At 63.3% G+C, this 21,775-nt stretch carries 15 protein-coding genes; 10 read left to right on the plus strand and 5 right to left on the minus strand.

Annotated features, from left to right (window positions below; translation table 11 throughout):
* Positions 1-25: 25 nt before the first annotated feature.
* Together AC097A_RS10165 and AC097A_RS10170 are read left to right on the plus strand one after the other, a co-directional pair.
* Positions 26-670 carry a DsbA family protein gene (locus AC097A_RS10165; protein ID WP_315848196.1) on the plus strand — a complete coding sequence of 215 codons (645 nt, stop codon included), beginning with the start codon at positions 26-28 and terminating at the stop codon, positions 668-670.
* A 9-nt stretch (positions 671-679) separates the two neighbouring features.
* Complete coding sequence (locus tag AC097A_RS10170) at positions 680-2,236, plus strand: alkaline phosphatase D family protein (RefSeq protein ID WP_479620730.1); 1,557 nt, start codon at positions 680-682, stop codon at positions 2,234-2,236.
* A 22-nt stretch (positions 2,237-2,258) separates the two neighbouring features.
* Here AC097A_RS10170 and serB read toward each other — a convergent pair whose 3' ends face one another.
* The 3 genes from serB to AC097A_RS10185 form a co-directional block, all read right to left on the minus strand.
* Positions 2,259-2,981 carry a phosphoserine phosphatase SerB gene (gene serB, locus AC097A_RS10175; RefSeq protein ID WP_479620731.1) on the minus strand — a complete coding sequence of 241 codons (723 nt, stop codon included), beginning with the start codon at positions 2,979-2,981 and terminating at the stop codon, positions 2,259-2,261.
* Between the two features lie 68 nt (positions 2,982-3,049).
* Entirely contained in the window at positions 3,050-6,532 is a 3,483-nt protein-coding gene (gene mfd, locus AC097A_RS10180) for a transcription-repair coupling factor (RefSeq protein ID WP_479620732.1), read from the minus strand.
* A 103-nt stretch (positions 6,533-6,635) separates the two neighbouring features.
* Complete coding sequence (locus AC097A_RS10185) at positions 6,636-8,795, minus strand: putative bifunctional diguanylate cyclase/phosphodiesterase (RefSeq protein WP_479620733.1); 2,160 nt, start codon at positions 8,793-8,795, stop codon at positions 6,636-6,638.
* Between the two features lie 188 nt (positions 8,796-8,983).
* Here AC097A_RS10185 and ispD point away from each other — a divergent pair, with 188 nt between their 5' ends.
* Genes ispD through ispF form a run of 3 tightly spaced genes read left to right on the plus strand, consistent with a single transcriptional unit; the run spans position 8,984 to position 10,783 of the window.
* Positions 8,984-9,691 carry a 2-C-methyl-D-erythritol 4-phosphate cytidylyltransferase gene (ispD, locus tag AC097A_RS10190; RefSeq protein WP_479620734.1) on the plus strand — a complete coding sequence of 236 codons (708 nt, stop codon included), beginning with the start codon at positions 8,984-8,986 and terminating at the stop codon, positions 9,689-9,691.
* A 5-nt stretch (positions 9,692-9,696) separates the two neighbouring features.
* Complete coding sequence (locus tag AC097A_RS10195; protein WP_315493400.1) at positions 9,697-10,284, plus strand: adenylate/guanylate cyclase domain-containing protein; 588 nt, start codon at positions 9,697-9,699, stop codon at positions 10,282-10,284.
* A gap of 16 nt (positions 10,285-10,300) precedes the next feature.
* On the plus strand, positions 10,301-10,783 hold the full coding sequence (gene ispF / locus AC097A_RS10200) for a 2-C-methyl-D-erythritol 2,4-cyclodiphosphate synthase (protein WP_105260977.1): 483 nt from the start codon (positions 10,301-10,303) through the stop codon (positions 10,781-10,783).
* Here the strand turns inward: ispF and AC097A_RS10205 are convergent.
* Together AC097A_RS10205 and ompR are read right to left on the minus strand one after the other, a co-directional pair.
* Positions 10,770-12,179: an ATP-binding protein gene (locus AC097A_RS10205; protein WP_105260823.1), complete on the minus strand. Its 1,410-nt coding sequence runs from the start codon at positions 12,177-12,179 to the stop codon at positions 10,770-10,772. The two genes, ispF and AC097A_RS10205, sit on opposite strands and share 14 nt — an antisense overlap.
* A 17-nt stretch (positions 12,180-12,196) precedes the next feature.
* The gene (ompR, locus tag AC097A_RS10210; protein ID WP_105260824.1) at positions 12,197-12,928 is read right to left on the minus strand and encodes an osmolarity response regulator transcription factor OmpR; all 732 of its coding nucleotides are present in this window, start codon (positions 12,926-12,928) and stop codon (positions 12,197-12,199) included.
* 162 nt (positions 12,929-13,090) lie between these two features.
* On the opposite strand from ompR, the gene AC097A_RS10215 reads away from it, so the two are divergent.
* The 5 genes from AC097A_RS10215 (at position 13,091) to AC097A_RS10235 (ending at position 21,737) form a co-directional block, all read left to right on the plus strand.
* Positions 13,091-13,378: a hypothetical protein gene (locus AC097A_RS10215; RefSeq protein WP_479620735.1), complete on the plus strand. Its 288-nt coding sequence runs from the start codon at positions 13,091-13,093 to the stop codon at positions 13,376-13,378.
* Between the two features lie 167 nt (positions 13,379-13,545).
* Positions 13,546-16,575, plus strand: coding sequence for an EAL domain-containing protein (locus tag AC097A_RS10220; protein ID WP_479620736.1), 3,030 nt, complete (start codon positions 13,546-13,548; stop codon positions 16,573-16,575).
* Positions 16,572-17,927: a putative bifunctional diguanylate cyclase/phosphodiesterase gene (locus AC097A_RS10225; protein ID WP_479620737.1), complete on the plus strand. Its 1,356-nt coding sequence runs from the start codon at positions 16,572-16,574 to the stop codon at positions 17,925-17,927. Before AC097A_RS10220 ends, AC097A_RS10225 begins: the two co-directional genes overlap by 4 nt.
* 98 nt (positions 17,928-18,025) lie before the next feature.
* Positions 18,026-20,476, plus strand: a complete 2,451-nt coding sequence (locus tag AC097A_RS10230; RefSeq protein WP_479620738.1) for a protein kinase domain-containing protein — start codon at positions 18,026-18,028, stop codon at positions 20,474-20,476.
* 64 nt (positions 20,477-20,540) lie between these two features.
* Positions 20,541-21,737, plus strand: coding sequence for an MFS transporter (locus AC097A_RS10235; RefSeq protein ID WP_479620739.1), 1,197 nt, complete (start codon positions 20,541-20,543; stop codon positions 21,735-21,737).
* The last annotated feature ends 38 nt before the right edge of the window (positions 21,738-21,775 follow it).

Below are 21,775 nucleotides of genomic sequence, written 5' to 3' on the forward strand. Positions count from 1 at the left end.
TGTCTGTGAGAACCAAGGAATTTTGATGTACAGCACTCTAAAAATCGACTTCGTGTCTGATGTGTCCTGCCCCTGGTGCGCCATTGGCTTGCAAAGCCTGCAAACCGCCCTGCAGCGGCTGGATGGTGAAGTGCAGGCCGACATCCATTTCCAGCCGTTTGAGCTGAACCCCAAGATGGGCCCAGAAGGGCAGGACATTACCGAACACCTGAGCCAAAAGTACGGCTCCACCCCCGAGCAGGCCGCCGCCGCGCGCGAGAACATCCGCCAGCGCGGCGAAGCCTTGGGCTTCACCTTCAACATGGACAAACGCGCCCGCATCTACAACACCTTCGATGCGCACCGCCTGTTGCACTGGGCCGAGACTTCGGGCCAGCAACTGGCCCTGAAGAAAGCGTTGTTTGCTGCCTACTTCACCAACGGCGAAGACCCCAGCAACCACGAGGTGCTGCTGCGCGCCGTGCAGGCAGCGGATCTGGATGTGGATGAAGCCCAGCGTGTGCTGGCCACCGACGATTACGCGGCGGAAGTGCGCGAGCAAGAACAGTTTTACCTGGACCAGGGCATCCATTCGGTGCCCGCGGTGGTGATCAACGACCGCCACCTCATCTCCGGCGGCCAGCCGCCCGAGGTGTTTGAGCAGGCCTTGCGCCAGATCGCGGCGGGCTGACCTGTTTTGATGGACCGGCGGCAACTCCTGGGCTGGGCAGCCAGCAGCGCCAGCACCCTGTGGCTGCCGCGCAGCGCCTGGAGCCAGGCCAAGCTGGATAACAATCCGTTTGCGTTGGGCGTGGCCAGTGGGTCCCCCACCCATGACTCCGTGGTGCTGTGGACCCGGCTGGTGACCGAGCAAGCGCCATCCCTCGCGCCCATCACGGTGCGCTGGGAGGTGGCCCATGACGCACAATTTCAGCGTCTGGTTCAGTCCGGTCAAGCGCAGGCGCTGCCAGCGCTGGCGCATTCTGTGCATGTGGAACTGCAGGGGCTGGAGCCAGACCGCTGGTACCACTACCGCTTCATGCTGGGCGCGGCGGTCAGCACGGTGGGCCGCACGCGCACCTTCCCGGCACCGGGTGCCGCCGCCCAAAAGCTGCGCCTGGGTTATGCCTCGTGCCAGCATTGGGAGCATGGCTACTACAGTGCCTACCGCCATATGTTGGGTGAGCAGCTCGATGCGCTGATGTTTCTGGGCGACTACATCTACGAATATGGGGGTAGCAGCAAGGCCGTGCGCACTGTGCCCGCTGCGGCCACCCTCACGCTGGATGACTACCGTGCCCGCTACGCCCTGTACAAAAGTGACCCGCACCTGCAAGGCATGCACGCCGCCTGCCCCTGGCTGCTGACCTGGGACGACCACGAGGTACAAAACGACTACGCCAGCAGCACGCAGGGCAGCCGTGGGCCCGAGGGCGTCGACTTTGCCGCCCGCCGTGCCGCGGCCTACCAGGCCTATTACGAACACATGCCGCTGCGTGCTGCGGCGCTTGGCCGGGCGCTGAACGGGGTGTGGGGTGCCAATCGCGAGTTGCGCCTCTATGACCGGGTGCCGTTTGGTCGCTTGGCCACAATGCATTTGCTGGACGACCGCCAGTACCGCGACCCGCAGGCCTGCACCAAAGGCGGCGGCCCGGGCTCCAGTACCGTTAACCCCGCCAGTTGCGCAGCCTTGGCCGACCCACGGCGCACGTTGTTAGGTGCGGCGCAAGAGCGCTGGCTGGAGCAGTCCTTGGCCGCAGGCGGTGGGCAATGGACCGTGCTGGGCCAGCAAACCGTATTTGGCCAACGGGACTTCAAACCTGGGGATGGAATCAGTGTGTCCAACGACGGATGGGACGGCTACAGCGCTGCCCGCACCCGCGTGACCGACGCACTACAACGCCACCAAGCCAGCAACCCGGTGTTTCTGGGTGGCGACGTGCATTCCAACTGGGTGGGCCACGTGAAGGCCGATTACGCGCGCGCCCAGAGCAAGACGGTGGGGGTGGAGTTTTGCGGCACCAGCATCACCTCACGCGGTGGCAGTAACGACGGTGTGCCAGAGACCCTGGCAGAGAACCCGCACTTTGTGTTTGCCGACCGTGAACGCCGCGGCTACGGCGTGGCCGAATTCACCCCGAAGGGGCTGAGCGTCACACTCCGAGCGGTGGACGATGTGGCGCGAGCCGATTCAGGGGTGCAGACACTGGCCGCATTTGCCGTGGAGCCGGGGCGGGCGGCGGTGCACCAGACCTGAGATCGGGCTGGGCGGGGGCGATTTACGCCAGCACTTCCAGCAGCCGGTCCAGCCCACCGCTATTGATGGCCACCTGTGCCTTTTCGCGCACCGCGGGTTTGGCGTGGTAGGCCACGGACAGGCCGGCCGCGCCCATCATGGGCAGGTCGTTGGCGCCATCGCCCATGGCAATACAGTGCGCGGGCTCGATACCCAAGAGTGAGGCCACTTCCAGCAGGGTGCGGCGTTTTTCCGCACCGTCGCAAATGTCGCCCCAGCTTTGCTGCACCAGTCCGCCGGTCAACACGCCGCAGTTCGGGCCGGAGGCAATTTCCAGCACATTGGAGCGTGTGTAGTCGATGCCCAGCAGCACGCGCACGTGCTCGGCAAAGTAGGTGAAACCGCCGCTCACCAGTAGCACCTTGAGCCCGGCCTTTTGGCAGGCCGCCACCAATTCGGCCGCGCCAGGGTTGAGCTGCAGGCGTTCCCGTTTCACAGCCTCCAGGTCGGCCACCGTCACGCCCTTCAGCAAGGCCACCCGGCGGCGCAGGCTGTCCTTGAAGTCGGTGATCTCGCCGCGCATGGCCGCTTCGGTGATGGCGGCCACCTCGGCCTTGCGGCCCACGGCGTCGGCAATCTCGTCGATGCACTCGATGTTGATCAGCGTGGAGTCCATGTCGAAGGCGATGAGCTTGTAGTCGGCAAGCTTTAGCGCGTTGGGCAGGTTTTGGACGACAAGGCCGGGGGAGAGTTCGGTGCTGGACATGGGGATTTTGCTATTATTTCAGGAGCTGATTGCGCAATATCTACGAGGGCTAGAGGCCAATTTTATGCTCAACCCGGCTGTGGGCTGGCCGCCAGCGGCTGGCCCAGGTTCTTCAGAATGTCGCGCACCATCTGGGCCCGGTCCTTCACCTCCAGCAGCTCGCGCTCAATGCGCAGCTTTTCGTTGCCGGCCAGCTTGATGTGTTTGTTCTTCTGGATCAGGCCGATGATCTTCATAGGGTCGATCGGCGGGTCTTTCTTGAAGGTGATGGTGATCACGCCGGGCGCTGCGTCCACCTTCACCACGCCATAAGGCTTGGCAATCACGCGCAGGCGGTGCACATCGATCAGCGTCTGTGCCTGGGCCGGCAGCTTGCCAAAGCGGTCCACAATTTCTTCGAGCAGCGCATCCACTTGGTCGGTGTTCTTGGCAGTGGCCAACTTTTTGTAGAACGAGAGGCGCAGGTGCACATCGCCGCAGTAGTCATCCGGTAGCAGCGCTGGCGCGTGCAGGTTGATTTCGGTGGTGACGTTGAGCGGGCTCAGCAGGTCGGGCTCGATACCGGCCTTCAGGCAGCGCACCGCCTCGCTGAGCATCTCGTTGTAGAGCTGGAAGCCGACTTCGAGCATGTTGCCGCTCTGGTTTTCGCCCAGCACCTCACCGGCGCCGCGAATCTCCAGGTCATGCATGGCCAGGTAGAAGCCTGATCCCAGTTCTTCCATCTGCTGGATGGCGTCCAGTCGCTGCTGGGCTTGTTTGGTCAGGCCCTCAATGTCGGGCACCATCAAGTAGGCATAGGCTTGGTGGTGGCTGCGGCCCACGCGGCCCCGCAACTGGTGCAGCTGGGCCAAGCCAAACTTGTCGGCGCGGCTCATCACAATGGTGTTGGCACTGGGGACGTCGATGCCGGTCTCGATGATGGTGGAGCAGAGCAGCAGGTTGAAGCGCTGGGCCACAAAGTCGCGCATCACGGCTTCGAGCTGGCGTTCGGGCATCTGGCCGTGGGCCACGGCAATGCGGGCCTCGGGCAACAGTTCCTCGAGCTTCTGGCGCCGGTTCTCAATCGTCTCCACCTCGTTGTGCAAAAAGTAGACCTGCCCGCCGCGTTTGAGTTCGCGCAGCACGGCTTCGCGGATCACGCCATTGCCTTCGGACCGCACAAAGGTCTTGATGGCCAGGCGGCGCTGTGGGGCGGTGGCAATCACGCTCAGGTCGCGCAGGCCTTCCAGCGCCATGCCCAGCGTGCGCGGGATGGGCGTGGCGGTCAGCGTGAGCACATCCACCTCGGCGCGCAAGGCCTTCATCTGTTCCTTGTGGCGCACGCCAAAGCGGTGTTCCTCGTCGATGATGAGCAGGCCCAGGTTGGCGAACTTGGTGTCCTGGCTCAGCAGCTTGTGTGTGCCCACCACAATGTCCACCGTGCCGTCGGCCACGCCCTTGAGCGCCGCGGTGATTTCCTTGCCACTGCGAAAGCGGCTCATCTCGGCAATCTTCACCGGCCATTTGCCGAAGCGGTCCACCAGCGTCTGGTAATGCTGCTCCGCCAACAGCGTGGTGGGGGCCAAAAATGCCACCTGCTTGCCACCGGTCACCGCGACAAAGGCGGCGCGCAAGGCCACTTCAGTCTTGCCAAAGCCCACGTCGCCGCAGACCAGGCGGTCCATGGGGCGGGGCGAAATCATGTCCTGGATGACGCAGTGAATAGCGGCCTTCTGGTCGGCAGTCTCTTCAAAGCCAAAGTCGTTGGCAAAGGTCTCGTAGTCGCCCGGGCTGTAGCGGAAGGCGTGGCCTTCGCGCGCCGCGCGGCGGGCGTAGATGTTGAGCAGCTCGGCCGCACTGTCGCGCACCTGCTCGGCGGCCTTGCGTTTGGCTTTTTCCCACTGGCCGCTGCCCAGGCGGTGCAGAGGTGCCTCATCCGCACTCACGCCGGTGTAGCGGCTGATGAGTTGCAACTGGCTCACGGGCACATAGAGCGTGGCCTTGTCGGCGTATTCCAGGTGCAAAAATTCTTGCAACTCGGGCTCGCCTTGGGCGTTTTTGTTGCCCATGTCCATGTTGATCAGCCCGCGGTAGCGCCCAATGCCGTGTGAACTGTGCACCACCGGGTCGCCCACATTGAGTTCGGAGAGGTCCTTGATCAGCGCCTCGACATCGCTGACTTGCTCCTGCTTTTTGCGGCGGCGTGTCGTCGGGCCGGCGGCAAACAGCTCGGTCTCGGTGACCAGGTCGATGCCAGATTCCAGCCAGCTAAAGCCCACCGTCAGCCCGGCGGTGGCAATGCCAAACTTCTCGTCGCTGGCCAGGAACTCGGCCAGTGAGTCAAACGCAGGCGGCGAGATGCCACTGGCGCGCACAAAGTCCAGCAGGCTTTCGCGCCGGCCATCACTCTCTGCCAGTACCAGGATGCGGTGCTGGGTGTTGCGGGCATGGTTCTTCAGGCGGGAAAGCGGGTCTTCGGTGCCGCGCTCAACCGACAGCGGGGGCAGTCCCGTGAACTCGACAAACGCATCGCCTTCACCGGGCGCGCGGATGGCTAACTGGGCGTGCGCGTTGGCGCGGGCGTAGAACTGCTCGGTCCCCAGAAACAATGCCTCCGGGGGCAGGGCGGGGCGGTCCGGGTCACCCTGCACCAAGCGGTAGCGGTCTTTGGTGTCTTGCCAGAAGCGCTGGAAGGCCGGTTCCAGGTCGCCGTGCAGTACTACGGTGGCGTCTGCACCCACGTAGTCAAACACCGTGGCCGTCTCGTCAAAAAACAGTGGCAGGTAGTACTCGATGCCGGCGGTGGCCACGCCGTTGCCAATGTCTTTGTAAATGCGGCTTTTGGTCGGGTCGCCCTCCAGCAGCTCGCGCCAGCGGCTGCGGAACTTGGCACGCGCCTCGTCGTCCATGGGGAATTCGCGGCCCGGCAGCAGGCGCACTTCGGGCACGGGGTACAGGCTGCGCTGGCTGTCGGGGTCGAAGGTGCGGATGCTGTCGATCTCGTCGTCAAACAGGTCCACCCGATACGGCACTGCGCTGCCCATGGGGAACAGGTCAATGAGTCCGCCACGTACGGCGTATTCGCCGGGGCTTACCACCTGCGTGACATGGCTGTAGCCGGCCAGCGTGAGCTGGGCTTTGAGGCGGGCCTCGTCCAGCTTCTGCTTGACCTTGAATTCAAAGGTGTAGCCGGCCAGAAAACTGGGCGGTGCCAGGCGGTACAGCGCGGTGGTGGCAGGCACGATGACGACGTCAGCACCGGTTTCCTTGTCGCGCTGGCTAATACGCCACAGCGTGGCCAGGCGTTCGCTGATCAGGTCCTGGTGCGGTGAAAACGTGTCGTAGGGCAGGGTCTCCCAGTCGGGAAACAGGGCGCAGCGCAACGTGGGGGCAAAAAAGGCGATTTCTTCCAGCAGGCGCTGGGCGTCACTCGCGTTGGCCGTCACCACCGTCATGGGATGGCCAGCGGTTTTTTCACGTTCGCCCAGACGGGCCAGCAGCAGGGCATCTGCCGAACCTGCCGGGCGGGGCAGGGTGTAGCGTTTGCCGCTGGTGAGTTTAGGTAAATCCATAACGGTATCGAATGCGGCAAGAAATGCAAAACACCCCCAAACGGTGGCGTAGGGGGTGTGAAAAAGCCTGGCGGGTGCTGGCTGCGGGTATTTTAAGGGGCGTTCAAGGTTCCAGCACCGAGGGGGAGAAACCCGTGTGGCCTTCACCTGGGGCGCTGCGCGCCATGTCCAGCAGTGCGGCAGACGTCATGGGGCGGGCAAACAGGTAGCCCTGCATTTCGTCGCAATCCAGTGCCAGCAAAATATCACGCTGGGCTGCAGTCTCCACCCCTTCGGCCACCACACTCAGGCCCAGCGCGTGGGCGAGCTTGATGACGGCGTCCACAATGGCGCGCGCATCCACGCTGTCTTCAATGTCCAGAATGAAGCTGCGGTCAATCTTGAGCTGTTTGGCCGGTAGCTGGCGCAGGTAGCTCAGGCTGGAGTAGCCGGTGCCGAAGTCGTCGATGGACAGCAGTACGCCCAGGCGGCTGATGGCATCGAAGGCGGTTTGTGTGGCGCGGATGTCCTCCATGGCCACCGACTCGGTGATTTCGCACACCAGGCGCTCGGCAGGAACGCCATGCCGCTGCAGGGCGGCGGCAATGCGTTCGCCCAGGTTGTCCTGGCGCAGCTGGTAGACCGACAGGTTGATGGCCACCGAGATGTTCAGCCCTGCGGCCTGCCAGACCTGCATTTGCCGGCAGGCCTCGTTGATGACCCAGTCGCCCAATGCGTTGATCAGGCCGTAGCGCTCGGCAATCGGGATGAAGATGTGCGGCCCTACTGCGCCGCGCTGCGGATGCTGCCAGCGCAGCAGGGCCTCCACGCCGCGGATGGTGCCGCGCCGGTTTTCCACCTTGGGCTGGTAGTGCAAGGAAATTTCGCCCCGGGCCAGGGCTTGGCTCAGGTCCGCATGCAGGCTGACCTCGCCGTGGTTGCTGGCATCCATATGGGCTTCAAACAGGGCGTAGTTGCGCCCGCCCATGCGTTTGGCGGCGTACATGGCGGCATCGGCATGCACCAGCAGTTTTTCGCTCTGTGCATGGTCGGGGCAGAGCGCAATGCCGATGGACGCACCCAGGTGCATGGCGCGGTCATCGATCTCCAGCGGGGCCGCAAACTGGTTGATCACCCGCTGGGCCAGAGTCACCGCATCGGCGGTGTTGCCCAGATCCTCCAGCAAGATCACAAACTCGTCGCCACCGAGTCGTGCCACGGTGTCGACCTCGCGTGCACATTGGCGTAGCCGCTGCGCAACGTGTTGGAGCACCTTGTCGCCAGTGGCATGCCCAAAGGTGTCGTTGATGGGTTTGAAACCGTCCAGGTCAATGAACAGCACGGCGATGCGTTTGAGGTTGCGCGATGCCGGCGACTTGTCCTGGCGCTCGAAGCGGCTGATGGCATGACGCAACCGGTCTTCCAGCAGCAGGCGGTTGGGCAGGCCCGTCAGGGCGTCGGTAAACGCATGCTGCTGCAGGACTTCGTTGGCTTTTTGTAGCTCGGCGTTGGTGGACTGCAGTTTGTTTGAGAGCCGCGACGCCTTGCTTTGCATGCGTGCATCCAAAATGGCGGTGACCATGGTCATGCTCAGGAGCATCAAGGTGCCCAGGATCACAAACACGCCCAGCTCGCGCCCCGCCAGTGCGTCCACACTGAGGCACAGGGAGCCCGCAGGAAACTGGGCCGCTGCCATGCCGGTGTAGTGCATGCCGGTAATGGCTACGCCCATCACCACGGCGGCGGCGAGCTGGTAGGCCCATAGGTGTCGGCGGTTGACCTGGCGCAGCCAGAAGAAGATCAGCAATGCCACCGCCGAGGCCGTGACCGCAATCAGGGCAGATGCTGCGACCAGCCAGCCATTCCAGACGATGCCCGGCGCCATGTCCAGCGCAGCCATGCCGGTGTAGTGCATGGCACAAATCCCCGCGCCCATCAACAGCGCGCTGATGACCAGCCGTGGGCGGCTGAGTTGCCCCTGGTTGGCGGCCCCCAGCGCAATCGCCGACACCACGATGGCGGCGACCCAGGACAGAAAGGTCTCCAGGCCCCGGTAGCCCAGCTCAATGGGCAAGGTAAATGCAAACATGCCCACAAAGTGCATGGACCAAATGCCCGTACCCATGGTGATGGCCCCACCAAGCCACCAGAAACGGGCCAGTGCCTGGTCCGGCGAGCGCATGCGTTTGGCCAGTTCCAGCGTGACAAAAGAGGCAAAACAACCGATCAGCAGCGACAAGGCGACGGTGCTGAGGTCGTACTGGGGAACGAGATAGGCTGGCATGGGCTCAGTTGATATGATGCATCGCTGTGTTGGGTTACAGCCTTTTTTTCACCGATTCCGGTGGATCGTTGCCCTGCAGGTGGATGGAGAAATTCTGCCACAGCTGTTTGTTTTCTTTCTTGTTCTTTCTGCGGGTTCGCGACCTGCAGATCTCCCACTGACCACCCCGCCCTGGAACGGTATTGACCATGCAGCAGACGCCAGCCTCGCGGTTTTTTGCACTCATTCCTTGTGCGGGTAACGGCAGCCGATCGGGGGCCGCCGGCCCCAAGCAGTACCAATCCATTGCCGGCCAGCCCATGGTGTTGCACACGCTGGCCGCCTTTGCCGCGGTGCCACGGCTGGGCGGCATTCTGGTGGTGGTGAGCGCTGGAGATACGTTTTTTGATGCGCCCGAGCGACCACTGAATGCTATTGTTTCGATAGCTGCTTGCGGAGGTTCCTCAAGGGCTGCAAGCGTTTTTAATGGTATTTCTGCGCTGATGGCCCAGGGGGCCGTGGCGCATGACTGGGTGCTGGTGCACGACGCTGCGCGCTGCCTCGTTACGCCCGCCCAAATCAATGCCCTGATCGACGCCTGCCAGGGCGACGCGGTAGGTGGCTTGCTGGCCCTGAAGCTGCCCGACACGCTAAAGCGGGAGCAGGGTGGCCGGGTGGCCGCCACGGTGGACCGTAGCGACAAGTGGCTGGCCCAGACCCCGCAGATGTTTCGCCTGGGTGATTTGCAGACCGCTTTGCACGCGGCGGGCGAGGCCGTGACCGACGAGGCCAGCGCCATGGAGTTCATGGGCCAGGCTCCGTTGCTGGTAGAAGGCAGCGCCCAGAATTTCAAGGTCACCTACCCGCAAGACTTTGCGCTAGCCCAGGCCGTGCTCGCGGCCCGCACCCAGGAGTAACCGCCATGCATGCCTTTGACGCCCTGATGGACACCCTGATTGCTGCGCCGCAGGCGCGCAAGCCTGCGGTGGAGCAAATGATTCTGGACACCTTCCAGCGTCGCAAGGCGGTGCTGGCGTTGGACATGAGCGGCTTCACGCTGACGGTGCGGCGCGACGGCATTCTGGCCTACCTGTGCCAGATCCGGCGCATGCACAAAATCACCAAACCCCTGGTGCTGGCCCACCATGGCGAGGTGGTGAAGAACGAGGCGGACAACCTGCTTGCCGTGTTTGATGATGTGGCGGACGCAGTGGCCGCGGCCCTGGCCATGGTGAATGCCGCTCAGGTAGAGGGGCATGCCCCGCTGCTGGCGTTCAGCGTGGGCATTGATGTGGGTGACATCTTGCTGCTGGAGGCGGTGGACTGCTTTGGCGATGCCGTCAACCTGGCCTACAAACTGGGCGAAGACATTGCCCGCCCTGGCGAGGTGCTGGTGACCCAACGCGTGCGCGAGCTATTGGGCGACCCTGCGGGGCTGGGTTTTCAGCCCATGCAGGTTTCCATTTCGGGTATGGAGGTCACCACCTACACGGTGACCCCGACCCCATGACACAGGAATGCAATTCATGACAATGCGGATTGGCGAGGGTTGGGATACGCACCAACTGGTGGAAGGGCGCAAACTGATGCTGGGCGGGGTGGAGGTGCCCCATAACAAGGGCTTGCTGGGGCATTCCGATGCCGATGTGCTGCTGCACGCCATTACCGATGCGCTCTTGGGCGCCGCTGCGCTGGGTGACATCGGCAAGCATTTTCCCGACACCGACGCCCAGTACAAGGGGGCCGATTCGGCACTGCTGCTGGCCAAGGTGGCGGCCGATATCCGGGCGCTGGGTTATGCCATTGGCAACGTGGACAGCACCATCATCGCCCAGGCCCCCAAGCTGGCACCCTACATCGTGCCCATGCGCGAGCGCGTGGCGGCGGTGTTGGGGGTGGATGTGGGCCAGGTGAACGTGAAGGCCAAAACGGCTGAAAAAATGGGTCCGGTGGGTGAGGGCCGTGCCATGGAGGCACGCGCCGTCGTGCTGTTGTTCAAAGCCGCGTAGCGCGCTGCAGGCGGATCTGGGCGGCCAGGCCGCCTGACGTGGAGTTGGTGAGCCGGAACATGCCACCCATGCGCTGGATGGTCTTGTCCACAATCGCCAGCCCCAGTCCGGCACCGTTGGCAGCAGTGCGTGCGGCTTCGCCGCGGTAAAACGGCTGGGTCAGTTGGTGTAGCTGCTCTTCGCCCACGCCAATGCCGTGGTCACGCACCTTGATCAGCACCCACTTTTCGCGCGCAATGGCGGCAATGTCGATCATGGCAACGCCGGTGTGCACCGATTTTCCGTAGCGCCTGGCGTTTTCCAGCAGGTTGGACAACACGCGCCCCAACTCCACCTCGTCGGCCAGTACCAGCAGGTCGTCCTGCATGTCGATCTTGATGCGCACATCAGGCAGCTTTTGCAATGAATACACGCAAGCGTCCACCACGTCACCCAGCACCACCGGGGCCAGCGCCACGCGGTCGGGCCGGGCGTAGTCCAGAAACTTGTCAATGATGGCGTCGAGCTGGTTGATGTCGGCCACCATATAGGCGCGGGCGCTTTCTTCGGCCACGCTCATCTCGGTCTCCAGCCGCAGGCGCGCCAAGGGCGTGCGCAGGTCGTGGGAGATGCCGGCCAGCATCACGGCCCGGTCTTGCTCCACCTTGGCCAGTTTTTGTGCCATGCGGTTGAAGCCGATATTGACCTCGCGGATCTCGCTGGTGTTGACATGTTCGTCGAGCTGGCTGGCGCTGAAGTTGCCCTCGCGCACCCGGCTCGCGGCAAACGACAGATCCTTGAGTGGCCGGTTGATCAAACCCGCAATCAGCGCTGCACCGGCCAGGGACAAGACGGCAGCCACAAATAACCAGATCATCCAGGTAGCGCCGCCAGCGATAGACACCCGGTTTTGGTCGGTCTGCAGCCAGTACTCGTCGCCGTCAATCACAAAGCTTACCCACAGTCCAGGTTGGTCGTTCACCCTGCTCGCTACGATGGTGCCTTTGCCCAGCCGCTCGCTCATATCGAGGGCCACGCGGCGGCTCAGGGCATCGTTGTCCAGCAGGGAAAACTGGTCTGTGGGCTCGCGCGGCACGATACGCAGGCCTTCCTCGTCTTTCATGGTCTTGATCAGCGAGATACGGGCAATGCCGTCGGCGTGGATCAGCGCGGCCCGGCTCAGGTTGACCTGGGAGGCGAGTTGCTGCGCCGTCTGCAGGGCACGCGGCTCGAACTCCAGCGAACGCAAGGTTTGCAGCCAAGCCAGAATGCTGCCTAGCAGCAAAAGGGCCAGCAAAAAGAAGGTTCGCCAGAACAGGCTCAGGCGCGTAAAGCGCCATCGGCCTGCAGTTATTTCGCCTTCGGCTAGCGCTGCAGGTGCGCTGGCGTCAAAGTCGGCATGCTCGGTTTTGGCCACAGTGGCAAAGCCCGGCTTTAGGCCGCGTCGTCAGGCACAAACACGTAACCCACGCCCCACACGGTCTGGATGAAGCGGGGGGTGGTGGCGTCACTTTCCACGAGTTTGCGCAGGCGCGACACCTGCACGTCCAGGCTGCGGTCAAAGGGTTCGAACTCGCGACCGCGTGACAGCTGTGCCAGTTTTTCCCGCGACAGTGGAATGCGTGGGTGCCGCACCAGCGCCTTGAGCATGGCAAATTCGCCAGTGGTCAGGGTCAACTCCTGGCCGGCCTTGGTCAGGGTACGTGCGCCCAGGTCAAACACAAAAGTGCCGAACTTGACGACCTCGTTGTCACTGGAGGGCGCGCCCGGCACTTCGGTGGCGGGGCGGCGACGCAGCACGGCGTGGATGCGGGCCAGTAATTCGCGCGGGTTGAAAGGCTTGCCCAGGTAATCATCGGCTCCCACTTCCAGGCCCACGATGCGGTCAATGTCCTCCCCCTTGGCGGTCAGCATGATGATGGGGGTCACATCGTTGGCGGCACGCAAGCGGCGGCAGATGGAGAGGCCATCTTCGCCGGGCATCATCAGGTCCAGCACAATCAGGTCGGCCGTTTCGCGCAGCATGATGCGGGTGAGCGACTTGCCGTCTTCGGCCAGCAGCACATCAAAGCCTTCTTGCGTGAGGTAGCGGCGCAGCAGGTCCCGAATGCGGGCATCGTCATCGACCACCAGAATCTTGTTGGGACGGTTTGCGTTGGGTTGCATGGGGTACTCTGAATTTGTAACAGGCGCGATTTTGCGTTGCACTCGCCTGCGAATGCCGTAGACAGGCCGTACTTTGACACTATGTTACAAATAAGCAAGCCCATACACAGGCACCGGCTCCAACAATGTCACCACTGTCCGGTTCTCTTGCGTTACACCACCATGCACCATCTTTTACTCGTTGCTGCGCTGGCTGCTTTCCCCCTGGGGGGCATGGCCGGGCCTGCCAATGGCGCGGCCGCACCTGTTCAGCCGCAGGGCAGAGAGCTGTTGCCAGAAGGTGCACGTGCGGAGCAAAGCAAAGACCAGCGTCGGGCCGCTTTGCGCCAGGCCTTGGTGCAACGGCAAGAGGCCGTGCCCGCCCGGCCTGACGGGGCACCCGCCCGCCAGCTGAGTCCTTCCGAGCGTGCCGAGTTGCGCCGCCAGCTGCGCGACCAGTCTGCCCCCTGAGGCTGCCGCCCAACCAGACACCCAGCCCCGGCACCCGCGCCTGACGCCATACAGAGGAGGCGCAAAACCTGCCGCAAATGCCTTGCCGCGCGCCATAATGTTTGCAACAACACTTGTGCGGGAGGGCGTTTGGCGTGCTTTGGCGTTCCGGGCTGCAGGAGACTCCCTTGCTATTAGAGCTTGCCAAGGGCGTTGCACTGTTGCTGGCTTTGAGCCAGCTCTACAGTTATAGCGTGCGCGCCTTGCGCCAGCACCCTTGGCTCAGTCAGGGCGTGGGTGGGCTGCTGTTTGGCGGTATCTGTGTGGTTGGCATGATGATGCCGCTGCAGATCGTGTCCGGTGTCATTTTTGATGCACGCTCCGTGGTTCTCAGCATGGCCAGCCTTTTTGGCGGGCCTTGGGTGGGAACGCTTGCAGCTGGCATTGCCGCGGTGTACCGCTGGTACCTGGGCGGTGTGGGCGCCACAGTGGGCGTAGCGGTGGTGCTGGCTTGTTATGGGCTTGGGCTGGCCTATTACGTGCTGCACCAACGGGGTTGGATGGGTTTGGGGTGGTGGCAGTTGCTGCTGTTTGGCCTGCTGGTGCACTGCGTCGAAATTTACCTGTTCACTTGGTTGCCTGGCGATTTGGGGGCAGCTGTGCTGCAGGCCGTGGCTCTGCCAATGTTGCTGGTTTTTTCGCCGGCTACTTTGTTGATGGGGTTGATCCTGCAGGATGTGCGTGCGCGCTTGCAGACCGAGGCGGCCCTGGGTAGCCAAGAGGAGCGTTTGCGGGCCACCATCGGTGCCATCCCTGATTTACTCTATGTGTTGGACGAACATGGCACTTTTGTGGAGGTCTTGTCCGACGCGGCGCTGTTGCGTGGCGGCCGGGGCCAGAATCTGCTGGGCAAACGCTTGCACGACGTGCTGCCGCGCGAGGATGCCGAGCCACTGCTAGTGCATCTGCAGCGCACCCTGGCTTTGCAAACCACCCAGACATTTGTGTTTGACCTGCAGTCCAAACAGGGCGTTCGCCGGTTTGAAGGCCGGGCCCACGCTCTCAAGCAGACGCCTGGCCAGCCGCGTACCCTGGTGCTGCTGGCGCGGGATGTCACCGAGCGCAGTGAAGCCGAAGCGGCCTTGCAGGCATCTGAAAAACGTTTTCGCAGTCTGCTGCAAAACGTGGGGGCGGTGGCGGTGCAGGGCTACACCCCCGATGGCACGATCACTTATTGGAATGCGGCCTCCGAGCGCTTGTATGGCTATACCGCCGAGGAGGCGGTGGGCCGCAACCTCTTCATGCTGGTGGTGCCGCACACCTTGCGCAATGCGCTGCAAGAAGTGCTGCTGGAGATGCAGACCAGCCCGGATGCCTTTGTCTCGCAGGAGCTCACGCTGGTCCACAAAAATGGGCAGGAAGTGCCGGTGTACTGCAGCCACACCGCGGTGTACGCCCATGGTGCGGTGGCGGAGTTTTTTCGCTTCGACATGGACTTGGCAGAGCGGCGCCGCACCGAGGCCGAACTGCGTGTGGCAGCGACCGCCTTCGAGGCGCAAGAGGGCATGATGGTCACCAATGCACGCCGCGAGATACTGCGCGTGAACCAAGCCTTTACCCGCATTTCCGGCTACGAAGACCATGAGGTGATCGGTCAGAACCCCAGCATGTTCAGTTCTGGCTGGCATGACAACGCCTTTTATGCCGAGATGAACCAGACGCTGGAGCAGCAGGGGCACTGGGAGGGGGAAATCTGGAACCGCCGCAAAAACGGCGATATCTACCCCCAGCAAATGCACATCTCCTCGGTGTCGGACGACGATGGCCGGGTCACCCACTATGTGGCCACCTTGATCGACATTACCCAGCGCAAGGCGGCCGAAGACCAGATCCGCCAGCTGGCGTTTTACGACCCACTGACCGGGCTGCCCAACCGCCGCATGCTGATGGACCGCTTGCAGCACGCACTGGCTGGCAGCGCTCGCTCGGGGGCCTGCGGGGCCTTGCTGTTTATCGACCTGGACCATTTCAAAACCCTGAACGACACCTTGGGCCATGACAAAGGCGATTTGCTGCTGCAGCAAGTGGCGCATCGGCTGATGGACGCCGTGCGCGAAGAAGACACCGTGGCCCGGCTGGGAGGGGACGAATATGTGGTGATGCTGGAGGGGCTGGACGTGCAGCGCACGGTTGCGGCGGGGCAGGCAACCCAGGTGGGCGAAAAAATCATCGCTGCGCTCAACGCGCCCTACCGGCTTGCCGGGCACGAGTACCACAGCACGCCCAGCATTGGGCTCACGTTGTTCAGCGGACACGAGGTGGTGCTGGACGAGCTGCTCAAACAGGCGGACCTGGCCATGTACCAGGCTAAAAACGCAGGCCGCAATGCTTTGCGCTTTTACGACCCGCTGATGCAGGCAGCCGTCACCCAGCGCGCCGAACTGGAGGCTGACATCCGCCAGGGGCTGCTGTTTGGCCAGTACGAGTTGCACTACCAGCCGCAGGTGGATGCGCAGGGCAGGGTACAGGGGGCCGAGGCCCTGTTGCGCTGGAAACATCCGGTGCGGGGGATGGTGTCGCCAGCCTCTTTTATTCCCGTGGCTGAAGAAACGGGCCAAATTGTGCTGCTAGGCAGCTGGGTGCTGGAAACGGCGTGTGCGCAGCTGGTGGCTTGGGCGCAAGATCCGGCCACCGAGCACCTGACCCTGGCGGTGAATGTCAGCTCACGCCAGTTCCGCCAACAGGACTTTGCCGATCACATGCTCGCCATGCTGGACTACACCGGCGCCAACCCCAGGCGCCTGAAGTTGGAGTTGACCGAGAGCCTGCTGGTGGACAACGTGGAGGACGTGATTGCCAAGATGACCGCGCTGCGGGCGCGTGGTGTGGGCTTTTCGCTGGACGATTTTGGCACCGGGTACTCGTCGCTCAGTTACCTCAAGCGCCTGCCGCTGGACCAGCTCAAGATTGACCAGTCATTTGTACGCGACGTGCTGAGCGACCCCAACGATGCCGCCATTGCCAGAACCATTGTCGCCCTGGGCCACAGCCTGGGGCTGGCCGTGATTGCCGAAGGGGTGGAGACCGCCCAGCAGCGAGACTTTTTGCTCGCCAGTGGCTGCCGCGCCTACCAGGGCTATTTCTTCAGCCGTCCATTGGCTGCGGGCGCTTTTGCAGCTTATTTGCACGCCCAGCAGAGCCAGGGAGAGCCCGCATGAGTGCGCCGCAGCCAGCGCCTGGTCAATTGCACCTGCGCCGTGTGCGCATGATGCTGTGGGTGGCTGCGGTACTGATGATGGGCATTGGACTGGGCTGGGCCGTCTTCTTTTTTGCGCGCGGTGCTTGGGTGATTGTGGCCGTGGAGGGGGCCATGGCGGTGCTGGGCGTAGTGGTGGCCTGGTTGACCCAGCAGCGCCGCACCCGGCTGGCATTTTTTGTCATGCTGGCTACCGTGTATTCATCCATCTGCGCCTTTGGCCTGGTGTTTGATATTCCGGATGCGCAAGTACCACGCTCCACCCATCACTTCATTTTGGTACTGGCGTTGGCGGCCATGCTGGTGCTGCGCGATGAGTCGGCTTGGATGCGCCACAGCGTGGTGGGCCTGCTGTTTGTGTCGTATGTCGCGCTGAGCAGCACTACCTGGGGCATTCAGACGCAATACCTGATTCCGCACGAGGTGCGTATCAGCGGTACCTGGGTCAACACAGCGCTGGCCATGCTGGGGCTGTATGCGCTGGTGCATATCATGGTGACCGAGGTCTCGGAGTCCAGTGCGCTGGAGGTGGACATGCGCAAGGGCATTGCGCGGGATGAATTCTTTTTGCTCTACCAGGCCCAGGTGACCCACAGTGGCGAGGTGCTGGGTGCCGAGGCTTTGTTGCGCTGGCGCCACCCCAAAATGGGGCTGGTGGCGCCCGGTGACTTTATCGACATGGCCGAGCAAACCGGCCTGATTCTGCCGTTAGGCGCCTGGGTGCTGCGCAACGCCTGCACCCAGCTGGTGACCTGGGCCCAGATGCCCGAGCTGTCGCACCTGAGCCTGTCGGTCAACGTGAGCGCTCGGCAGTTTCGCCAAAGCGATTTCGTCGGGCAGGTGCAGGCGGTGCTGGAGCGCACCGGGGCCAACCCGCGGCGTCTCAAGTTGGAGCTGACCGAAAGCATGCTGGTGGAGGACATGGACGACATCGTGCACAAGATGGAATCCTTGCGTGCCCTGGGCGTGGGCTGCTCGCTGGACGACTTTGGCACTGGTTACTCGTCCCTGACCTACCTCAAAAAGCTGCCACTGGAGCAGCTCAAGATCGACCAGTCTTTTGTGCGCGACGTGCTGAGCGACCCCAACGATGCGGCCATTGCCCACACCATCATCACCCTGGGCAAGAGCCTGGGCTTTGCTGTGGTGGCCGAGGGGGTGGAAACCCAGGGCCAGCGCGAATTTCTGGTGGCAAACGACTGCCACATCTTTCAGGGCTACCTCTTTAGCAAACCCATTGCGGTGCCGGAGTTTGTCGCGTTTGTGCGCCATGCGCAGGAATTGCGGCAAGAGCCGGGCAAGGCCGCAATTTGAGGGAAAACGATCTGTATTTTTGCGGGTAGAACCGCCATCGCAGTGCCATACTTGGGGTAAGACATTGCGACTGACGCACCACCCACAGAGCCCGCGACATGCCAGATCCCGTCTCCTTTGCCAACAGCCGCCCTCCCGTCGCTGAGGCAGGCACCACACTGGGGCGGTTTGAGCTGCGAAGGGTGCTGGGTCAGGGCGGCCAGTCCACGGTCTGGCTTGCCTTTGATCCCCGCATGGAGCGCGAGGTCGCGATCAAGGTCATGCGTCCTGCAGCGGGCTCCGACGACCAGGCGGTAAGCCAGTGGCTGCAAGAGGCCCGCAATGCCAGCCGCGTGACCCACCCCAACATCGTGCCGGTGTACGAGGCCGATGTGCACGGCCGCCAGCCCTACCTGGTGTTTGAATACATTCCCGGCAACACCCTGGACCAGCATCTGCAGCAGCGCGGGGCTTTGCCCGCGGCAGAGGCCGTAGCCCTCATGATGGACGTGCTGGACGCAGTGGCCGTGGCCCATGCCGCCGGTGTGGTGCACCGTGACCTCAAACCCTCCAATGTGGTGGTGGACTCTGCAGGCCGTGCCCGGGTCATGGACTTCGGCATTGCCGCCCGCATCCGTGACAGCCAGAGCAAAGACCCGGCCCCGGACAGCGCCGGCACCGTGGGCTACCTGTCGCCCGAAGCTGCCAATGGCGACGCGCCTGCGCCCGCGATGGACATTTTTTCGTCCGGACTGGTGCTGGCCGAACTGTTGATGGGGCGGCCCCTGATCATGGAGTCGGACCCGCACCGGGCCATTTACCGCACCCTGCATGAGCAGCTGGAGCTGCCCAAGGTGCTGCCTGCCGGGGTGGACGACCGCTTGCGGGCCATTGTGCAGCGCGCCCTGGCCAAGGACGCCAAGCAGCGCTTTGTGAGCGCACGCGCCTTTCAGAGCGAACTGGAGCTATGGAGCAAGTCCTTGCAAGGGGAGTCGGGCGGCGAGGGCGGCAGCGTGAACAACAGCACGCTGGAGTTTTTGCTGCGTCGCATGCGGCACAAAAGCGATTTCCCGGCCCTGTCCGACTCGGTGGGCCGCATTCAGAGCATGGCCAGCTCCGAGACCGAGAGCGTGGGCAGCGTCACCAACGAGATCCTCAAGGACGTGGCGCTGACCAACAAGCTGCTGCGCCTGGTCAACAGCGCCCACTTTGCGCGCGGCGGCAACATCAGCACCGTGTCGCGGGCGGTCAACCTGGTGGGCTTTAACGGCATCCGCAATATGGCGCTGAGCCTGGTGCTGTTGGAGCACATGCAGGACAAGGCCCATGCTGGCCAGTTAAAGGAAGAGTTTTTGCGCTCGTTGATGGCGGGCTCCATTGGCGGCGAGCTGTGCCCGGTACTCAAGGACAGCGAAGAGGCCTTTATCGGCGCCATGTTCCAGAACCTGGGCCGCTTACTGGCCCAGTTTTATTTTCCCGAAGAGGCCACGCGTGTGCGCACCTTGGTGCAGTCCGCACGCGAACCCATGACCGAACGGGCCGCCTCCAGCAGCGTGCTGGGGCTGAGCTATGAAGATCTGGGCGTGGGCATTGCCAAGGCCTGGGGCCTGCCGGTGGGCATCCAGCGCTGCATGGCCAAGCCCACGGGTGCGCCGCCCTCGCAGGCCCCGACGGATTCGGGTGAGCGCATCCGCTGGATTGCCCTGGCGTCTAACGAGATTGCCGACGTATTGCTCAAGAGCGACCCCAAGGACGTAGAGGCACGCATTGCCCTGATCACCAAGAAGTACGCCCAGGCCATGGGCAGCAGCGGCAAGCAGGTGATGGCTGCCACCATCAAGGCGCGGCAAAAGCTGATTGATCTGGCTGCTGCGATGGAGATTCGGGTGAGCCCCGGCTCGGCCGCGGCCAAGCTGCTGCGCATGCCTGATGCGTTGAGCAGCCGGCCTGCGGCTCTGCAATCGGACACCGATGGCAACCTGGGGCGCTTTGAGCTGCAGGCCACCCAGTCGGCCCCGCTGGACAGCGCGGCAGCCCCCATGGCCCGCGCCGGCCAGGTGGCCGAAACGCTGGCAGCGGGTATTCAGGACATCACCAATGCCATGGTGGAGGACTTCAAACTTACCGACGTGTTGCGCATGATTCTGGAAACCATGTACCGTGCGCTGGAGTTTGACCGCATCATTTTCTGCATGCGCGACCCCAAAACCGAAATGATGTCCGGCCGTTTTGGCCTGGGCCAGGGAGTGGAGGCGCATGTCAAAGGTTTCAAGACCCACCTCAAGGCCGCCACGCCCGATCTGTTTGGTGTGGTTTGCCTCAAGGGCGCGGACACCATGATCACCGACGCCACTGAGCCCCGCATCGTGCAGCGCTTGCCAGCCTGGTACCCGCAAAGCCTGAATGCGCCCACCTTTTTGCTGCTGCCGCTGCAGATCAAAAACGCCCCGTTTGGCCTGATTTATGCCGACAAGGTGCGCCACGGCTCCCTGGAGCTGGATGAGAAAGAGCTGGCGCTGCTGCGCACGCTGCGCAACCAGGCGGTGATGGCCTTCAAGCAGTCCAGCTAGGGTCACTGCGTTTGTTATTGCCCTTGTGACAGCGCTCGCGGCAGGGGGCGGTGAGAATGGGGCCATGACCTCTACGTCCCCTCCAGCGGCCACTGCGCCGCTGCCCCCGGTCCTCTGGCCTCTGCTGTTTGGCAACTTTGTCATTGGCACCGGCGTCATGGTGGTGCCGGGCACGCTCAACGACATCAGCACCTCACTCAATATCTCGGTGGCTACCGCAGGGCAGCTGATTGCCGCGGCCGCCGCCGTCATGTGCCTTGGCGCGCCCTTGTTGGCCAGCGTGGTGGCGGGCTGGGACCGGCGGCGTCTGCTGGCCTTGTCTCTGCTGTGGTACGCCGTATTCCTGGGCCTGAGCGCGCTGATGCCCAGCTTTGGTTCTTTGCTGATTGTGCGCGTGCTGACCGTCGTGTCACCGGCCATCTTCACGCCACAGGCTGCCGCCTGTGTGGGGCTGCTGGTGCCGCCCGAGCAGCGTGGTCGGGCCATCACGTTTGTGTTTTTGGGCTGGTCGGTGGCCTCGGTGCTGGGGCTGCCCATTGGTGCCCTCATTGGTGGCACGCTGGGCTGGCGCGCGGCTTTTGCCGTCGTTGCCGTGCTGAGTGTGGTGAGTGCGGCCTGGGTGTGGCGTGCCATGCCCGATGGCATCAAACCCCCGGCCCTGTCGCGCGCGGCCTGGGGTGAGGCCCTGCGCTCGCCCGCGCTGATGCTGTGTGTGGCGGTCACGCTGCTGTACTCGACCGGGCAGTTCGTGCTGTTTTCCTACTTCGCCCCGTATTTCAAGGTGATGCTGGCGATCACGCCGCTGCAACTGAGCCTGCTGTTTGCCTGGTTTGGCGCGTTTGGCCTGCTGGGCAACATCCTCATGTCACGCCGCATTGACCGCATGGGCGCGCCCAGCGCCGTGATGTGGGGCGTGGGTGCCATGGCGCTGAGCCTGGTGCTGTGGCCACTGGGGACCAACCTGGTGCTGGTGGCGCTGGTCTTGATTCCCTGGGCGCTGGGGTGCTTCTCGTCGAATTCAGCGCAGCAGGCGCGGTTGGTGGGCATTGCGCCGGCCCTGGCTTCGGGCTCCATCGCGCTGAACAGCTCGGCCATGTATGCGGGCCAAGCGCTAGGGGCGGGCAGCGGTGGCTGGCTGATCGCCCATGATGGCATGGGCTCGCTGCACTGGTTTGCGCTGGCGGGCCTGGTGGCCTCCATGGCCATGAGCTGGTGGGCCACGCGCCAGCGGCCCCATGTCAGCCTCAGCCCCGCGGCGTAAATGCTATTGAATTAGGAGCTGCTTGCGCAGCATCCACG

It is taken from the genome of Rhodoferax sp. XS2R6, from assembly GCF_056521365.1.

Coding starts and splice junctions, on each gene's coding strand:
- AC097A_RS10165 (WP_315848196.1), top strand. CDS start 26: ATGTACAGCACTCTAAAAATCGACTTCGTGTCTGATGTGTCCTGCCCC.
- AC097A_RS10170 (WP_479620730.1), top strand. CDS start 680: ATGGACCGGCGGCAACTCCTGGGCTGGGCAGCCAGCAGCGCCAGCACC.
- serB (WP_479620731.1), bottom strand. CDS start 2,981: ATGTCCAGCACCGAACTCTCCCCCGGCCTTGTCGTCCAAAACCTGCCC.
- mfd (WP_479620732.1), bottom strand. CDS start 6,532: ATGGATTTACCTAAACTCACCAGCGGCAAACGCTACACCCTGCCCCGC.
- AC097A_RS10185 (WP_479620733.1), bottom strand. CDS start 8,795: ATGCCAGCCTATCTCGTTCCCCAGTACGACCTCAGCACCGTCGCCTTG.
- ispD (WP_479620734.1), top strand. CDS start 8,984: ATGCAGCAGACGCCAGCCTCGCGGTTTTTTGCACTCATTCCTTGTGCG.
- AC097A_RS10195 (WP_315493400.1), top strand. CDS start 9,697: ATGCATGCCTTTGACGCCCTGATGGACACCCTGATTGCTGCGCCGCAG.
- ispF (WP_105260977.1), top strand. CDS start 10,301: ATGACAATGCGGATTGGCGAGGGTTGGGATACGCACCAACTGGTGGAA.
- ompR (WP_105260824.1), bottom strand. CDS start 12,928: ATGCAACCCAACGCAAACCGTCCCAACAAGATTCTGGTGGTCGATGAC.
- AC097A_RS10215 (WP_479620735.1), top strand. CDS start 13,091: ATGCACCATCTTTTACTCGTTGCTGCGCTGGCTGCTTTCCCCCTGGGG.
- AC097A_RS10225 (WP_479620737.1), top strand. CDS start 16,572: ATGAGTGCGCCGCAGCCAGCGCCTGGTCAATTGCACCTGCGCCGTGTG.
- AC097A_RS10230 (WP_479620738.1), top strand. CDS start 18,026: ATGCCAGATCCCGTCTCCTTTGCCAACAGCCGCCCTCCCGTCGCTGAG.
- AC097A_RS10235 (WP_479620739.1), top strand. CDS start 20,541: ATGACCTCTACGTCCCCTCCAGCGGCCACTGCGCCGCTGCCCCCGGTC.